The organism is Pseudomonas sp. PDM01, assembly GCF_014852325.1.
Lineage (GTDB): Bacteria > Pseudomonadota > Gammaproteobacteria > Pseudomonadales > Pseudomonadaceae > Aquipseudomonas > Aquipseudomonas migulae.
This window is the reverse complement of the sequence record NZ_JACVBK010000003.1, coordinates 32,953-47,035: the sequence shown is the minus strand read 5'-3', so window position 1 is coordinate 47,035 and position 14,083 is coordinate 32,953. Positions and strand designations below refer to the sequence as shown.

Sequence of the window (14,083 nt, the reverse complement as noted above, 5' to 3'; positions counted from 1 at the left end):
ATCGTCCTTGCGTTCTTCGCGAGCAAGCTTCGCTCCTACAGGGTTGTTTCGGTTCAGTAGCGCTGCCCCTGCCTGAGTGGGGCTTCGCGGTCGATGGCACCTGCCCAGGTTGCCGCGACCAGTCTTTGTCCTCCCAAGAGGATTGCCGGTGGCCAAAAAAGCCGCATCCTTCGCCGCCCTTGGTGGCCTGGTATTTTCCACCGACGCAGGTCGTCATTGCCCGGATTGCAGTAAGCCGGTGGACGCCTGTATCTGCAAACAGACCGTTATCCCGGCCGGCGACGGCATCGCTCGCGTGCGTCGCGAAAGCAAGGGCCGTGGCGGCAAGACGGTGACCACCATCACCGGCGTGCCGTTGGCTGAAGACGCGCTCAAGGACCTGGCCACCACGTTGAAGAAACGCTGTGGCACCGGTGGGGCGTTGAAAGACGGAATCATTGAGATCCAGGGCGATCATGTCGAGCTGTTGTTGGGCGAGCTGATCAAACTCGGTTTCAAGGCAAAGAAGTCCGGCGGCTAGCAGCCTCTGTGAAAACCACCCTCGGCTTGACCCGGTCCTGACTTCTTCTGGCCTGGCGTCGCCTACATGGTTTTCACAGAGCCTGTTCTGACCGGTTTCTAAACTCACTGCGGTCAGCGAGGTCTATCCCCTCGTTGACGAACCGTCATTTTCATCCTTTAGACTGCGCCGGCCTGAACCCAGGCGACGCTCTATGACTTCTTTATAGGGGACTTCAATGTCCGTACGACGCACACGCAAAGACGATGGCAGCCAATGGACAGTTGCGGACAGCCGCAGTGTTTACGGGATTCGCCATTGGGGGGCCGGGTATTTCGCGATCAATGACGCCGGTCGCGTCGAAGTTCGTCCGAACGGTCCGGCCAGTTCGCCTATCGACCTGTTCGAGCAAGTCGACCAGCTGCGTAAAAGTGGCTTGTCCTTGCCTCTGCTGGTGCGTTTCCCGGACATTCTGCAAGACCGCGTGCGTCAGCTGACCGGCGCCTTCGATGCCAACATCGAGCGCCTGGAATACCAGAGCAAGTACACCGCGCTGTACCCGATCAAGGTTAACCAGCAAGAAGCGGTGATCGAAAACATCATCGCCACGCAGAACGTGTCCATCGGCCTGGAAGCTGGCTCCAAGCCTGAGCTGCTGGCCGTGCTGGCACTGGCGCCGAAGGGCGGCACCATCGTGTGCAACGGTTACAAGGACCGCGAGTTCATTCGACTGGCGCTGATGGGCCAGAAGCTTGGCCACAACGTGTTCATCGTGATCGAGAAAGAATCCGAAGTCGGCCTGGTGATCGAAGAAGCCGCCTCGCTGAAGGTCAAGCCGCAGGTCGGCTTGCGCGTGCGCCTGTCGTCCCTGGCTTCGAGCAAGTGGGCGGACACCGGTGGCGAGAAATCCAAGTTCGGTCTGTCGGCGGCGCAACTGCTGTCGGTGGTCGAGCGTTTCCGCGCGGCGGGTCTGGACCAGGGCATTCGTCTGCTGCACTTCCACATGGGCTCGCAGATCGCCAACCTGGCGGACTACCAGCACGGTTTCAAGGAAGCGATTCGTTACTACGGCGAACTGCGCAACCTCGGCCTGCCGGTTGACCACATCGACGTCGGTGGTGGTCTGGGCGTCGACTACGACGGCACGCACTCGCGTAACGCCAGTTCGATCAACTACGACATGGACGATTACGCCGGTGTCGTGGTCGGGATGCTCAAGGAGTTCTGCGACGCGCAGAGCCTGCCGCACCCGAACATTTTCTCCGAAAGCGGCCGTTCCCTGACCGCCCACCACGCCATGCTGGTGGTGCAAGTCACCGACGTTGAAAAACACAACGACGACGTGCCGAAGATCGACAACAAGGAAGAGCTGCCGGAAACCGTGCAGTGGCTGGTTGACCTGCTCGGCCCGACCGACATCGAAATGGTCACCGAAACCTACTGGCGCGCCACTCACTACATGAGCGACGTGGCCACCCAGTACGCCGACGGCAAGCTGACCCTGGCGCAAAAAGCCCTGGCCGAGCAATGCTACTTTGCCGTGTGCCGTCGCCTGCACAACTCGTTGAAGGCGCGTCAGCGTTCGCACCGTCAGGTGCTCGACGAACTCAACGACAAGCTGGCCGACAAGTACATCTGCAACTTCTCGGTATTCCAGAGCCTGCCGGATACCTGGGCCATCGGCCAGGTCCTGCCGATCCTGCCACTGCACCGTCTCGACGAAGAGCCGCTGCGCCGCGCGGTGCTGCAAGACCTGACCTGCGACTCCGACGGCAAGATCAAGCAATACGTCGACGAGCAGAGCATCGAGACCAGCCTGCCCGTGCACGCTCTGAATGAGGGTGAAGACTACCTGCTGGGGATCTTCCTGGTCGGCGCTTACCAGGAAATTCTTGGCGACATGCACAACCTGTTCGGTGACACCGACTCGGTGAACATCTACCAGAATGCCGACGGCAGCGTGTACCACGCGGGTATCGAAACCCACGACACCATCGAAGACATGCTGCGTTACGTGCATTTGTCGCCGGAAGAGCTGATGACCCACTACCGCGACAAGTGCGCCAGTGCGCGCATCAGCGCGGCCGAGCGCACCCAGTTCCTCGACGCCCTGCGTCTGGGTCTGACCCGTTCGTCTTACCTGTCTTCCTGAGGTAAGTCGCCGTTCTCGCCAGGTTGTCTGAAAATGTTCCGCGCGCTGCGGAAATTTCAGATGACCTGGTGCGGCGGTTCTCTGTTTTCAAGCGAAACGTCCCACACTCCCGGCTATCAAAGCCATATGGTCTTCTTTTCGCGTAGGCCATTTCCTAAGTTGTACTTCGGCACTCTACTCGGCCATGTCTCTCGGCGAGAATCCCCGGCCGCCCCTCCTGTAGAGAATCGCCGATGTTCGATCCAGTCAACGAACCTTCATTTCGTCTGGATGTAGCCGGTCTGCCCGACCCTTTCGAAGTCCTGGCCTTTACCGGTAGAGAAGCGATCAGCGAGCCCTTTGTGTTCGATGTGGATCTGCTGATCAATGACCCGAAGCTGGACCTCGCGAGCCTGCTGTACCGTCCGGCCGTTTTGCATTTCGGGCCAGAGGGCAGCGCTTTCCATGGCCAACTGCATGAACTGGTCCAGCGTGACCATGGCCCGAGCGTCAGGCTTTGCCACGTGCGTCTGGGGCCGAAGCTGACGTGCCTGTCCCAGCGTTTCAGCCAGCGGATTTTCAGTACGTTGTCGGTGCCCGAGATCCTCAGCCAGGTGCTCAAGGAACACGGCATTACCGGTAAGGACCGACGCTTCGAATTGACTGGCGATTACCCGCCCCGTGATTTCTGCACGCAGTATCGGGAATCGGATCTGCAGTTTCTCCAGCGTCTGTGTGCCCAGGAACGCCTTCACTACCATTTCGAGCATCAGAGCGATGGGCATTGCGTGGTGTTCGGTGACGGCCACGGGCATTTTCGTCTCGGCGAAAACGCGGTGTTCGCGGTCGGGCAAGCTTCTCCTGCAGTGCGCCGGTTTCAGCTTCAGGCAGAGCAACGCACCGCGCAAAGTGCCGAAGGCTGCACGGACCTGCCGACGCTGCGCAGCGGTCAGTTGATGCCCTTGTCTGGCCATCCGGTCGCCGATTGGAATCATCTGTGGTTGCTGACCCATGTCGACCATCAGGGCAGTCAGGATCCATTGGCCCCGTACAGCAACCAGATCCGTGCGATTCACTGGGAGTTGCCTTTCGTCTCGCCGCATTGCGCGGTGAAACCACGGATGCACAGCCTGCAACGAGCCTGGGTGGTCGACGTGGATGAGCCACGGCCCGATCCTTCCAGACCGATTGCTGTGCAGTTTGACTGGCTCTATCAGGGTGAAGGCGCGACGCCCAGTCATTGTTGGCTGCCGTTGGCGGCTGAGCTGGAAGGGCCGACCGCCTCGCCGCTGAGCGAAGGGACCGAAGTGGTGGTGAGCTTTATCGAGGGCGATCCGGATCAGCCGCTGATTTGCGGGTTTCTTCACGCGCCGTCGTCGCTCGAAGAGGTTGAGGAGCCCAGCCCGACTGAGGACGGATCACCCCATGACGGCTTGCTGGAACTCCTGCGCTCGGGCGAGCCCTTGGTGGTGTTGTGCCTGTTGCCCGGCGGCGGCAGCTTCAGTCACTGCCCGCAGGCGCTTTGCACCTGCCGGGCGGCGACGCTGTTTGGCCAGAGCGGTGCGGCATGATTGGCGCAACCCCGCAATGGCTGTTGCTGGATGTCCCGAGTGCAGCTCAAGCGAGCGCAACACTGCATCAGGTGTTCGCGCAGGCCCAGTGGTTCTGGTTGTTCGAGGGCACCGAACTGCAGGCACTGCGCGAAGACGGCCCGGTACTCATCGACCTTCGAACGTGCCCGGCACTGGCCGAGTTGTGCTACAGCCAAACGCAGGTCTGGCGTGGCTTGCTGATCGTCAGCGAGGTGTCGTCATCGCAGTTGCTGGAGCATTTGCGCCGCATGCTCATCGTCTCTTGCGGGCTGCACCATCGGGCCTTGTTGAGTTATTACAACCCGAACACCGCCAGTTACTTTTTCGATGCCTGTGATGCCCGGGAACTGAGTCGTTGGCTGGGCCCGATCAGCCAGTTGCACTGGTTCGGCGGGACCTGGGCCGATCACGCGATCGGCAGCGAGGGCTGGCAACAGTTGCTCAACCCGGGGCTCGCCGTCAGCCCGCTGGCGGTCGAAGAAAGCCTCAGTTCACGTCAGCGCGAAACCCTGCAAACCTGCCTGCTGGAGCAGCATGCCTGGCACTGGAGCCAATCCATCGGGGCCGATTTCAGCAGCCTGTGGTCCCATGTGCAGGAAGGGCTGGCGCTGGGTTTCAGCGAGCGGCCGGTACTCGATGGCTGGTTATGGCTGCGCCTGCAGAACCCCCGAGCTTCGCTGGTGCAGCCGTTGTCGGGGCTCACGCAGCAGGAGCGCCTCGATAGCCTGCGCAAATGCTGGCAGAACAATCAGCCTCAATGAACCCGACCCGCGAACCAGCCATCGTTGTTGCGCAGCACCCAGGCGATTGTGCCGAGGGTCGCGCTGCGCAACACCATGAACAACAGGAAAGTTATCCACAGCCCGTGGTTGCCCAAACCTTGCAGCGCCCAGGCAAATGGCAGCAGCAGGATCACGGTCAGCAGCATGCCGTTGCGCATTTCCCGGGCGCGGGTTGCGCCGATGAACAGCCCGTCGAGCAAATAGCTCCAGACCGCGATCAACGGCAGCGCGGCGAGGTAGGGCAGGTAGATGAACGCCGTGTCGCGTACGTTCTGAATGTCGGTCTGCATCTCGATGAACAAGTGCCCGGCAAACAGGAACAGCACGGCAAACCCCAGGCTCGCCAACAACGACCATCCGCAAGCGACGACCAATGAACGGCGCAGGGCGTCCCGGTCGCGGGCGCCAATTGCGTGCCCGCACAGCGCTTCCACGGCATGGGCCAACCCGTCGAGCGCGTGGGCCGTCAGCAGCAAACCATTGAGCAGCAAAGCGTTGGCGGCGACCGTGGCGTCACCCAGCCGCGCACCTTGTACGGTGATCAGGAAAAACACCGATTGCAGCAACAGGCTGCGGATGAAGATGTCGCGGTTCACGGCCAGGAGTGGTCGCCAACTCTGCCACAGCGCCAACGCGGCCCAGACGATGTGACCGGGGTAGGCGCGCAGTGCCTTGCGGGTCATCAGCAGGCCGATCAGCGCGCCGGTCCATTCGGCGATCACCGAGGCCCGGGCCGCACCGACCACGCCCCATTCCAGGCCGAGGACGAACCACAGGTTCAGTGCAATGTTGACCAGGTTGGTGCTCAGTAAAATCGCCAGCGGCGCCCGGGCGTTTTGCGTGCCGAGGAACCAGCCGACCAACGCGTAACTGGCCAGCGCCGCAGGCAGACCGAACAATCGCGTGTGGAAGAATTCGCGGGTCAGTTGATCCAGTTCCGCCGAAGGTTGCATGAAGTGCAGCGCGACACCGCTCAACGGAATGCCCAGCGCACCCAAGGCAATGGCCAGTCCCATGGCCAGCAACAGGCCTTGCAACAGGATCTGCCGCAACGCCGCGCCATCCCCGCGTCCGGCGGCCTGGGCGGCAAACCCGGTGGAACCCATGCGCAGAAAGCCCATGGCCCAGGCGAGAAACGTGTACAGACTGGCCCCGACCGCGACTGCGCCCAACTGATGGGCGTGGGGCAAGTGACCGATCACCGTACTGTCGACCAGCGCCACCAGCGGCACGGAAATGTTCGAAAGAATCATGGGCGCGGCGAGCGCCCAGACCCGGCGATGGGTCGGGCGGTCGCGCCAGTCGGCAATCAGGTTGGACATGCAGGCTCCTTGGGGAGCGGGCATTGTAGCGATACATCCGGCATCTGCGCCGATCCATTGTGGGAGCGAGCCTGCTCGCGAATGCGGCGGGTCAGTAAACATTTTTATCGCCTGACACACCGCCTTCGCGAGCAGGCTCGCTCCCACAGGGAACTGAGTTGTTAATGAATTATCCAGCTAAGCAACCACAATCCCAGCAGCAACCAGATGATCCCCATGATGATCGATGCATTCATGAACGCCCGGATCGCCGACCACAACAGCATCAGCCCCAGGATCAGCGCGATGATGCTGATGATCGACGTGTCCATGCCCAGCGCGCTGGACAACCCTTCGACGAAGTTGCTACCGGCGTTGCTCAACTGATTGAACAGGCCGCTTAGGGCGTCAACGATAAAACGGATGACCGAGCCGAGCGCCTGGCCGAGCCATTCGAAAAAACTGTCTACCTGCATGTCGTTAACGTCCTGATGTAAGTGGTTGAGCCTTGGGCCAGTCATCGCAGCGCCGAGTTCCCCGATACGGCAATCGTATGAGTATGACGCAAGATTCTGCTTCGTTGATGCACTTGTAGGAGCAGAGCTTGCTCGCGAAAGCGGTGGAACATCCAACATAAATGCCGCCATTTACACCGCCATCGCGAGCAAGCTCAGCTCCTACAGGAGCTAACGCCACTTGCCATCCCCGGCCATCCCCCCGAAGCTATACGCCTTCAGGAGAGCCCGATGAACCTTGTTGAACTGACCGAACGCCTGCACGCCATCCGTGACCGCAATGACTGGCGGCAATTTCACAGCCCGAAAAACCTGGCCATGGCCGCGAGCGTGGAAATGTCCGAGCTGGTGGAGATCTTCCAGTGGCTGACCGAAGACCAGTCGCGCCAGTTGCCGGCGGACAAACTCGCCCATGCCGGGCAGGAAGTCGGCGACATCGTGCTCTATCTACTGCTGCTGTGCAGCGAGTTGGGGTTGGACATGAATGAAGTGGTGCGCAGCAAACTCGCGGACAGTGAACGGAGGTTCAGCTGATGAGCGACCGTCATTTCGATCAACTGGCGACCCGCTTCGCCGAAAAGATTTACGGTGGTGCCAAAGGTGCGATCCGTCTGGCGGTGCTTCAGGCCGACCTGGCGGAAACCCTGCCGGACCGCCCCTTGCGCGTACTCGACATTGGCGCCGGCCTGGGCCACATGTCGTTGTGGCTGGCCCAGCGCGGGCATGACGTGACACTGGCCGAACCTGCCGAACCCATGCTTGAAGGGGCGCGCCAGCGCTTTGCCGATGCAGGCCAGACGGCCACTTTTATTCAGGCGCCGTGGCAGGACCTGCTCGGTCAGCTCACCGAACCCTACGACCTGGTGCTGTGCCATGCCGTACTGGAATGGCTGGCCGAACCTCACGCGATTCTGCCGGTGCTGCATCAACTGACGAAGCAGGACGGCTGGTTATCCCTGGCGTTTTACAACCGCGATGCACTGATCTACCGCAACCTGCTCAAGGGCCACTTCCGCAAAATGCGCAAGAACGACATGGCCGGCGAAAAGCAAAGCCTGACGCCGCAACAACCCCTTGATCCGCGTGAATTGGCGGTGCAACTTGAAGGTCTGTGGCAGGTCGAAACCCAGAGCGGGGTTCGGGTTTTTCACGACTACATGCCAGTGGAGTTTCAGGCCCGCGCCGAACTGGTGGACTTGCTCGAAATGGAACTGGCCCACCGGCGTCACCCAAGTTTTGCCGGGCTTGGACGCTACCTGCACTGGATCTGTCGGCCGGTCTGATCGGAGCGCGAAATGAAACGTCGTACCGGGTTATTGGTGATCTGCCTGGGATTGGCTGCCTGCCAGGGCAGCAACCCTTATGTGGCGACGTCCAACCCCTTGCCGCCGGCACCGCCCGAGGCCGCCAACACGTTCGACCGCAGCGCCTATCCGGCCCCGCCGCGTGACTATGGCCGCTACCGCAGTTGGGCCTGGCTCAATGGGCAACTGCCGCCGGGTTCGGCGTGGGCGGACTCGGCGCAAGTCGCCGAAGCCGTGAGCAACGCCCTCGATCAGCGCGGCTTGCGCCCGCTGCACGACAATCGTCCGGCGGACCTGTTCGTCAGCGCCAATCTGCATCTGGAAACCCGCTTGCGGCAGGTTCAGGACGACTACGGTTACTACGGCGGCGGGTATGGCGGCTACAACCGCTACGGCAGCGGTTATGGCATGTACAACACGGTGCCGATCGTTCGCACCTATTCGGAACAGGTCGTGGTGGTACAGGTGGACATGTTCGATGCTCAAAGCGGTCAACCCGTCTGGAGTTCGAGCGCCGAAACCAGCAACAAAGGCAGCCAGAGTGCACGCGCCGATGCCATTCGGGAGGCTGTGGAAAAGGCCATGTCGGCGTATCCTCCTAGTTAGCTTCTGTAAAAAAGAAGCGTTTCACAGGTTCATGTCTTCAATCGGAGAATCATCATGTTCCGCCGTCTCGTTTTACTGGCAGTGGCCGCGCTCCTGACAGCTTGCGCCGCCAACCAGGTCAATCATGACTTCGACGCCAGCCGCGATTTTGCCGCCTATCGCAGCTGGAGCTGGAAAGACCCCGCCCTGCAATATCGCCCCGATGACCCACGGATCAAGAGCGACCTGACCGAACAGCGCATCCGCCAATCGGTGGCCGATCAGCTGGACCAGCGTGGCCTTCGTCCTGCCGCTGCGGGCAAAAAGGGTGATGTGAGCGTGCAAACCTACCTGATCGTCGAAGACCGTCAGCAACAAGTGACCACCAACTACGGCGGCGCTTGGGGTAACCCGTGGAATGGCTACTGGGGCGGGCCGATGTACAACGAAACCCGCAACATCAGCTACAAAGTGGCGATCATCCAGATCGACCTGCTCGACGGCAAGGACGGCAAACTGGTGTGGCGCGGCAGTGACGAACAAATCCTCAGCCGCACGCCGAACCCGTCGGACCGCAGCACAGCAATACGTGAGACGGTCGGGCGGATACTCGCCAATTACCCACCCAAATAAACCTGTAGGAGCCGGCTTGCCGGCGATGGCGATGCCAAATTCAACATAGATGTTGAGTGTTGACCCGCCATCGCCGGCAAGCCGGCTCCTACAGGGGTTTTGTTGTCTGGGCTGGCAGTTGGCAGCCAGAAAGACAAAGCCTATCCGGTGATCCGATCATCTACAGCTATCGGCAACTCAATACAGAACCGAGCGCCCTCGGCCGAGTTGCTCGCACGCAGTGTTCCACCCATGTTCTCGATGATGCCAATGCTCACCGACAACCCCAGCCCCGTACCCACACCCACCGGTTTAGTGGTGAAAAACGGTTCGAAAATCCGCTCCAGCAACTGCGGATCGATACCGCCACCGTTGTCCTCGACCCACAGTCGCACTGAATGCTCGTCACGTTCGGTGTGCAGCGAAATCCACGGTTTGAAATCCCCATCCGTTTCGCATTTGCTCAGCAATGCATCCCGCGCGTTGACCATCAGGTTAATCAGCACCTGTTCCAGCTGATCGACATTGCCACGCACCTGAACCTGGAAACCGGTCTCGCTGACCCTGAGCTCGACGCCTTTGCCTCGCAACTCCTCGGCCAGCAGCGACAGCGTGCCCCCGATGGCGTCAACCGGATTGAAGGGATGCTGCTCGGCCTCCGAGCGGCGGCCGAATACCCGCATGTGATCCACCACCCGAGCCGCACGCTGGACCTGGGCATCGATGCGGTTGAGTTTGTCGATCAGGTAGTCGACCTGCACTTCACCGCTGTCCAGGCGCTTGAGCACGTTGACGATGGCCAGACGCATCACGTTCAGCGGCTGGCTGATTTCATGCGCCAGGCCCGTGGCCATTTCGCCAAGGGTGGCCATTTTCGCGCTCTGGGCCGTCGCGGCGTCCTGTTGCTGGTTTTTGATGTCGCTGATGTCGAGCATGAAACCCACCAGCCGCCGGTCTTTGCCGACGCCCATGGCTTGCCCTTGCAGGCGATACCAGGTCGGCGTGTCGGGGTGATGCAGGCGCACGCAGAGCAATAAAGGTGTGCCGTCGTCCTGCAAGTCTTGCAGGCGACTGCGCAGCGCTTTGCGGTCGGCAGGGTGGACTTGCTCGAGCCAGGCGTGCAGCGGCATGCGTGTGCTGATCAGGTTCAGTGTGTTGGCCAGCGACGACGCCAATTGCACCTCGGCGCTGTCGCTGAAAATTTCCCACCATCCGCTGCCGAGCAAGGCTTGCAGCGATTCCAGTCGCTCCAGTTGCAGATGGTGCTGATGCTCACGCAAACGCTCCAGCAATGGCCCGGCGAGCGCGGCGGCGAGCTGCAGCCAGTCGCGCTCTCCGACGTCGGGTGCACGTTGTTGCACCGGGTAAAAACCACAGAGCAACCACGCGACCACGCCTTGGGCATCGTGGTAAGGCACCGCAAGCCCTTCGGCATTACCGAAGAGGCTGTGCAGGCGCGGGTGCTCGCCGAGGGTCAAATGCTGCGGGGCGGAGCCGTTCAAACTGTCGAGCCCGGTGCCCAGGCGTTGACCGTTTTGCCACAGCCGGGGCGCATCAAAGGCCGCGTAATGTTGGTGGATCTGCCAGCCGTCTTCCTGTTCATCCAGCAACGCCACGGCCATGCACGGGATTTGAAAACGCCGAGCCAGATGTTGCAGTTGTTCCAGCAGTACGTCGGGCAGGCGCGCCAGGCTGCACAGGCGCAACTGATCGCCGATCTGTGTCGCGAGCAACTGACAGAGTTCGCGGCTGCGCGCTTGCCGGCGTTCGTACAACAAATCGCCGATATCCAGTAACTGCAACAGCCAGGCATCGGCCAACGGCTGCACCCAGCCGCGCAGGTGCAAGGGGTGCCCGCTGAGGCTGAAAAAGTCCAGATCCAGACTTTGTCCTTGCCAGTCGGCCGGTGAGCCTTGGACGGCGAGGCTGCTGTGCGGCATGAGGTAATCGTGTAGAAGCGGCGCCTGCGCGGCGGGGTGCTGCTGGGCGAGGCCATGGCGCAGCGGACCAGCCAGATGAATGACCCGGCCTTCGGCGTCCAGGCGCATCTGTAAGCCGACACCTGGCACGCTCAGGGTGCTGGGGACTTCCGGTGGCGGCGGTGGATGGCGGTTGAGCAGACGCCCGAACAGCTTGTCCCCGGAACTCAAGGTTGCAGGCTCGAACGGGCGGCAAGGGTCGCCGGCAGATCAGGGAGCTTCAATATCCCGCCCACATAAGTGGCGCGGGAGAGATTGAAATTCAGCTCGGCGGGAATCCAGTCCAATTGCCGGCTCGGTTCCGTGGTGGCCACGGCATTTGTTTGCTTGCGGGGGAGGTTTGTTTTCATGAGTGCGTCTACCCTGACTATCACTATGTAATGTCAGCATAGAATCATTCAGCCAAAACGGACGTTTTTTACCCGATACAGTGCTTTGTCCTACTGATCAGGCTGATGCGAACGATCAGGCAACCGGTCGCCAATGCCCGATCATATGCTCCAGATCACCTGCGCCCAGCAGCTGAAAATCTCCACTGGACCCCGCCGCACTGGCGAGCAGTGTCACCTCGCCGGGCAGGCGTACCGGTTTGCGAAACTGCACGGCAATCTCGACGTTCGCCGTGGGCAAATGATCGGCAAGCGCAGCCAGCGTTCGCGCCTTGTTCCATAACCCATGGGCAATGGCCGTCGGGAAGCCGAACAGTTTGGCGCTCACCGCACTCAGGTGAATCGGGTTGTAGTCGCCGGACACTTTGGCGTATTGCCGACCGATGTCCGCCGGCGCTTTCCAGCGGGTGACTTCGCTCAACGGCAACGTCGGTGTCAGCACGTCCTCGGCCGGTTCGCCTTCGAGTTTGACCCCGCGACAGAGCATCCGGCTTTCAGCCTCCCACAACGGCCCCAACTGATCATCGAGCGTTGTCAGCAGCTCGAACGTCGCGCCCTTCGCATGGGGTTGCAGATTCTGCACCTGCACGCTGATGCGCGCGCGGTTCACGCCGCCCATGGGCCGCAAGACGCGAATGCGGTTGCTCAGGTGAATCAACCCCAGCAGCGGAAACGGAAAATCCCTGGCGGTCAGCAGTTGCATCTGCAGCGCGAACGCCAGGATGTGTGGATAAGTCGGCGGCAACAAACCGTTGTCGGCAAACCCGCAGACGTTGCGATAGGCCGCCAGGCGTTTCGGGTCAACATCGACCCAGCAACGCAAACCCGCATCGGGCAGCGTGGTGCCGGTGATCTTGCGGCGCGTAGCGGCCTGCACATACAACCCTGGCAGGCTCGGTTCGCGGTTGAGTGTGTGCCAATCGGTGATCATCGCTAAGCCCCCAAGACACTTTGTCCACAGACCCGCAGCGCTTGCCCGGTGAACGCGCCGGTGCCAGGCTGCGCCAGCCAGGCCACCGCTTCGGCAACGTCCTGCGGCAGGCCGCCCTGGCCCAGCGAACTCATGCGCCGGCCGGCCTCACGCAAGCCAAAGGGAATGTGCGCGGTCATCTGTGTTTCGATGAATCCCGGTGCCACCGCGTTGATGCTGATGCCGCGCTCATTGAGTAGAGGCGCCCAGGCTTGGGCCAGGCCGATCAAACCCGCCTTGCTCGCCGCGTAATTGGTTTGCCCGCGATTGCCGGCGATGCCGCTGATGGACGCCAGCAGAATCACCCGGCCGTTATCGTGCAAGGTGCCGCTGTCGAGCAGAGCCTTGGTCAGCACTTGCGGTGCATTGAGATTGACCGCGAGCACCGCATCCCAGAATTCCGGGGTCATGTTGGCCAGGGTTTTATCGCGGGTGATGCCGGCGTTGTGCACCACGATATCGACGCCGTCAGGCAACTGCTCGATCAACTGCGTGGCGGCGTCTTCGGCGCAGATGTCCAGGGTGATGCTGCGTCCGCCGAGGCGTGCGGCGAGGGCGTCGAGATCGGTTTTCGCCGGTGGCACGTCGAGCAGGATCACGTCGGCGCCGTCACGGGCCAGGGTTTCGGCAATCGATGCTCCGATGCCACGCGCCGCGCCGGTGACCAGCGCCTTGCGCCCCGACAACGGACGCGTCCAGTCCGTCACGGGCGTGGCGCAGGGGTTCAGGTGAATCACTTGCCCGGAGACGAACGCACTTTTGGGCGAAAGGAAAAACCGCAGCGGGCCTTCCAGTTGATCCTCGGCGCCTTCGCCGACGTGGATCAGTTGCAAGGTGCCGCCGCTGCGCAGTTCCTTGGCCAGCGAACGACTGAAGCCTTCCAGGGCTCGCTGGGCGCTGGCGGCAAACGGATCGCTCAACGTCTGCGGTGCGCGCCCGAGAATGACCAGATGCGCACAGTGATCGAGGTTTTTCATCAGCGGCTGAAAGAACTCGCGCAGTTGCTTGAGCTGATCGGTTTGCACCAGATGACTGGCGTCGAACACCACCGCCTTGAGTTTCGGGCCGTGGCCGGGAATCCACGCGGTGGCGATCGAAGGTTCGCTGCCGTAGCTGTAAATCGCATCGGTCAGGCGGTTGGCGAAGGCGCTGACTTTTTCCGCCAGCGGCCCGCCGCCGATCAGCAGCGCCCCCTCGACAGGCCGTAGCCGGCCCGCCTGCCAGCGTTCCAGCCGAACCGGCGACGGCAGCCCCAAGGCCCCGACCAGACGATGGCCGATGGATGAATTGGCGAAGTCGATATAGCGGTCAGACATGGAACGCGCTCCAGCAGCTGGGGTTCAAAGTGTGGACCACGAATGGCAATCAGTCGTTCGATCCACGAGATAAGGCCTACGCTTGGACATTGCAGATTGGTTTTATCC

General features: G+C 61.4%; 14 protein-coding genes. 8 read left to right on the top strand and 6 right to left on the bottom strand.

Going from position 1 to position 14,083, the window contains the following annotated elements:
* Positions 1–148: 148 nt before the first annotated feature.
* The 4 genes from IB246_RS08225 to IB246_RS08210 all read left to right on the top strand — a co-directional run bounded on the left by IB246_RS08225 (position 149) and on the right by IB246_RS08210 (position 4,983).
* The gene (locus IB246_RS08225) at positions 149–520 is read left to right on the top strand and encodes a translation initiation factor Sui1 (protein ID WP_008031278.1); all 372 of its coding nucleotides are present in this window, start codon (positions 149–151) and stop codon (positions 518–520) included.
* Positions 521–737: 217 nt separating this feature from the next.
* On the top strand, positions 738–2,651 hold the full coding sequence (gene speA, locus IB246_RS08220; protein ID WP_008031279.1) for an arginine decarboxylase: 1,914 nt from the start codon (positions 738–740) through the stop codon (positions 2,649–2,651).
* Positions 2,652–2,884: 233 nt separating this feature from the next.
* Positions 2,885–4,201 carry a contractile injection system protein, VgrG/Pvc8 family gene (locus IB246_RS08215; RefSeq protein WP_008038736.1) on the top strand — a complete coding sequence of 439 codons (1,317 nt, stop codon included), beginning with the start codon at positions 2,885–2,887 and terminating at the stop codon, positions 4,199–4,201.
* Positions 4,198–4,983, top strand: a complete 786-nt coding sequence (locus IB246_RS08210; protein ID WP_008038739.1) for a DUF4123 domain-containing protein — start codon at positions 4,198–4,200, stop codon at positions 4,981–4,983. The genes IB246_RS08215 and IB246_RS08210 overlap by 4 nt, the downstream gene beginning before the upstream one ends.
* Here the strand turns inward: IB246_RS08210 and IB246_RS08205 are convergent.
* Both IB246_RS08205 and IB246_RS08200 read right to left on the bottom strand, forming a co-directional pair.
* Positions 4,977–6,326: an MATE family efflux transporter gene (locus IB246_RS08205; RefSeq protein WP_008038740.1), complete on the bottom strand. Its 1,350-nt coding sequence runs from the start codon at positions 6,324–6,326 to the stop codon at positions 4,977–4,979. The genes IB246_RS08210 and IB246_RS08205 overlap by 7 nt on opposite strands.
* 161 nt (positions 6,327–6,487) lie before the next feature.
* A complete protein-coding gene (locus IB246_RS08200; protein WP_008031285.1) occupies positions 6,488–6,781 on the bottom strand; it encodes a hypothetical protein in 294 nt (97 codons plus the stop codon).
* A 270-nt stretch (positions 6,782–7,051) separates the two neighbouring features.
* On the opposite strand from IB246_RS08200, the gene IB246_RS08195 reads away from it, so the two are divergent.
* Genes IB246_RS08195 through IB246_RS08180 form a run of 4 tightly spaced genes read left to right on the top strand, consistent with a single transcriptional unit; the run spans position 7,052 to position 9,342 of the window.
* Positions 7,052–7,354, top strand: coding sequence for a MazG-like family protein (locus IB246_RS08195; RefSeq protein ID WP_007951009.1), 303 nt, complete (start codon positions 7,052–7,054; stop codon positions 7,352–7,354).
* On the top strand, positions 7,354–8,103 hold the full coding sequence (locus IB246_RS08190; protein ID WP_008038741.1) for a methyltransferase domain-containing protein: 750 nt from the start codon (positions 7,354–7,356) through the stop codon (positions 8,101–8,103). The genes IB246_RS08195 and IB246_RS08190 overlap by 1 nt, the downstream gene beginning before the upstream one ends.
* A gap of 12 nt (positions 8,104–8,115) precedes the next feature.
* Positions 8,116–8,730, top strand: coding sequence for a DUF4136 domain-containing protein (locus IB246_RS08185; RefSeq protein WP_008038742.1), 615 nt, complete (start codon positions 8,116–8,118; stop codon positions 8,728–8,730).
* Positions 8,731–8,784: 54 nt separating this feature from the next.
* Entirely contained in the window at positions 8,785–9,342 is a 558-nt protein-coding gene (locus IB246_RS08180) for a DUF4136 domain-containing protein (protein WP_008031292.1), read from the top strand.
* Positions 9,343–9,482: 140 nt separating this feature from the next.
* On the opposite strand, the gene IB246_RS08175 is transcribed toward IB246_RS08180, so the two are convergent.
* The 4 genes from IB246_RS08175 to IB246_RS08160 form a co-directional block, all read right to left on the bottom strand.
* Complete coding sequence (locus tag IB246_RS08175) at positions 9,483–11,471, bottom strand: sensor histidine kinase (protein ID WP_008038745.1); 1,989 nt, start codon at positions 11,469–11,471, stop codon at positions 9,483–9,485.
* Positions 11,468–11,650, bottom strand: coding sequence for a hypothetical protein (locus IB246_RS08170; protein WP_008038747.1), 183 nt, complete (start codon positions 11,648–11,650; stop codon positions 11,468–11,470). Before IB246_RS08170 ends, IB246_RS08175 begins: the two co-directional genes overlap by 4 nt.
* Before the next feature lie 115 nt (positions 11,651–11,765).
* A complete protein-coding gene (locus IB246_RS08165) occupies positions 11,766–12,620 on the bottom strand; it encodes a MaoC family dehydratase (protein ID WP_008038748.1) in 855 nt (284 codons plus the stop codon).
* A gap of 2 nt (positions 12,621–12,622) precedes the next feature.
* Positions 12,623–13,975, bottom strand: a complete 1,353-nt coding sequence (locus IB246_RS08160) for a 3-oxoacyl-ACP reductase (protein WP_008038750.1) — start codon at positions 13,973–13,975, stop codon at positions 12,623–12,625.
* Between the last annotated feature and the right edge of the window lie 108 nt (positions 13,976–14,083).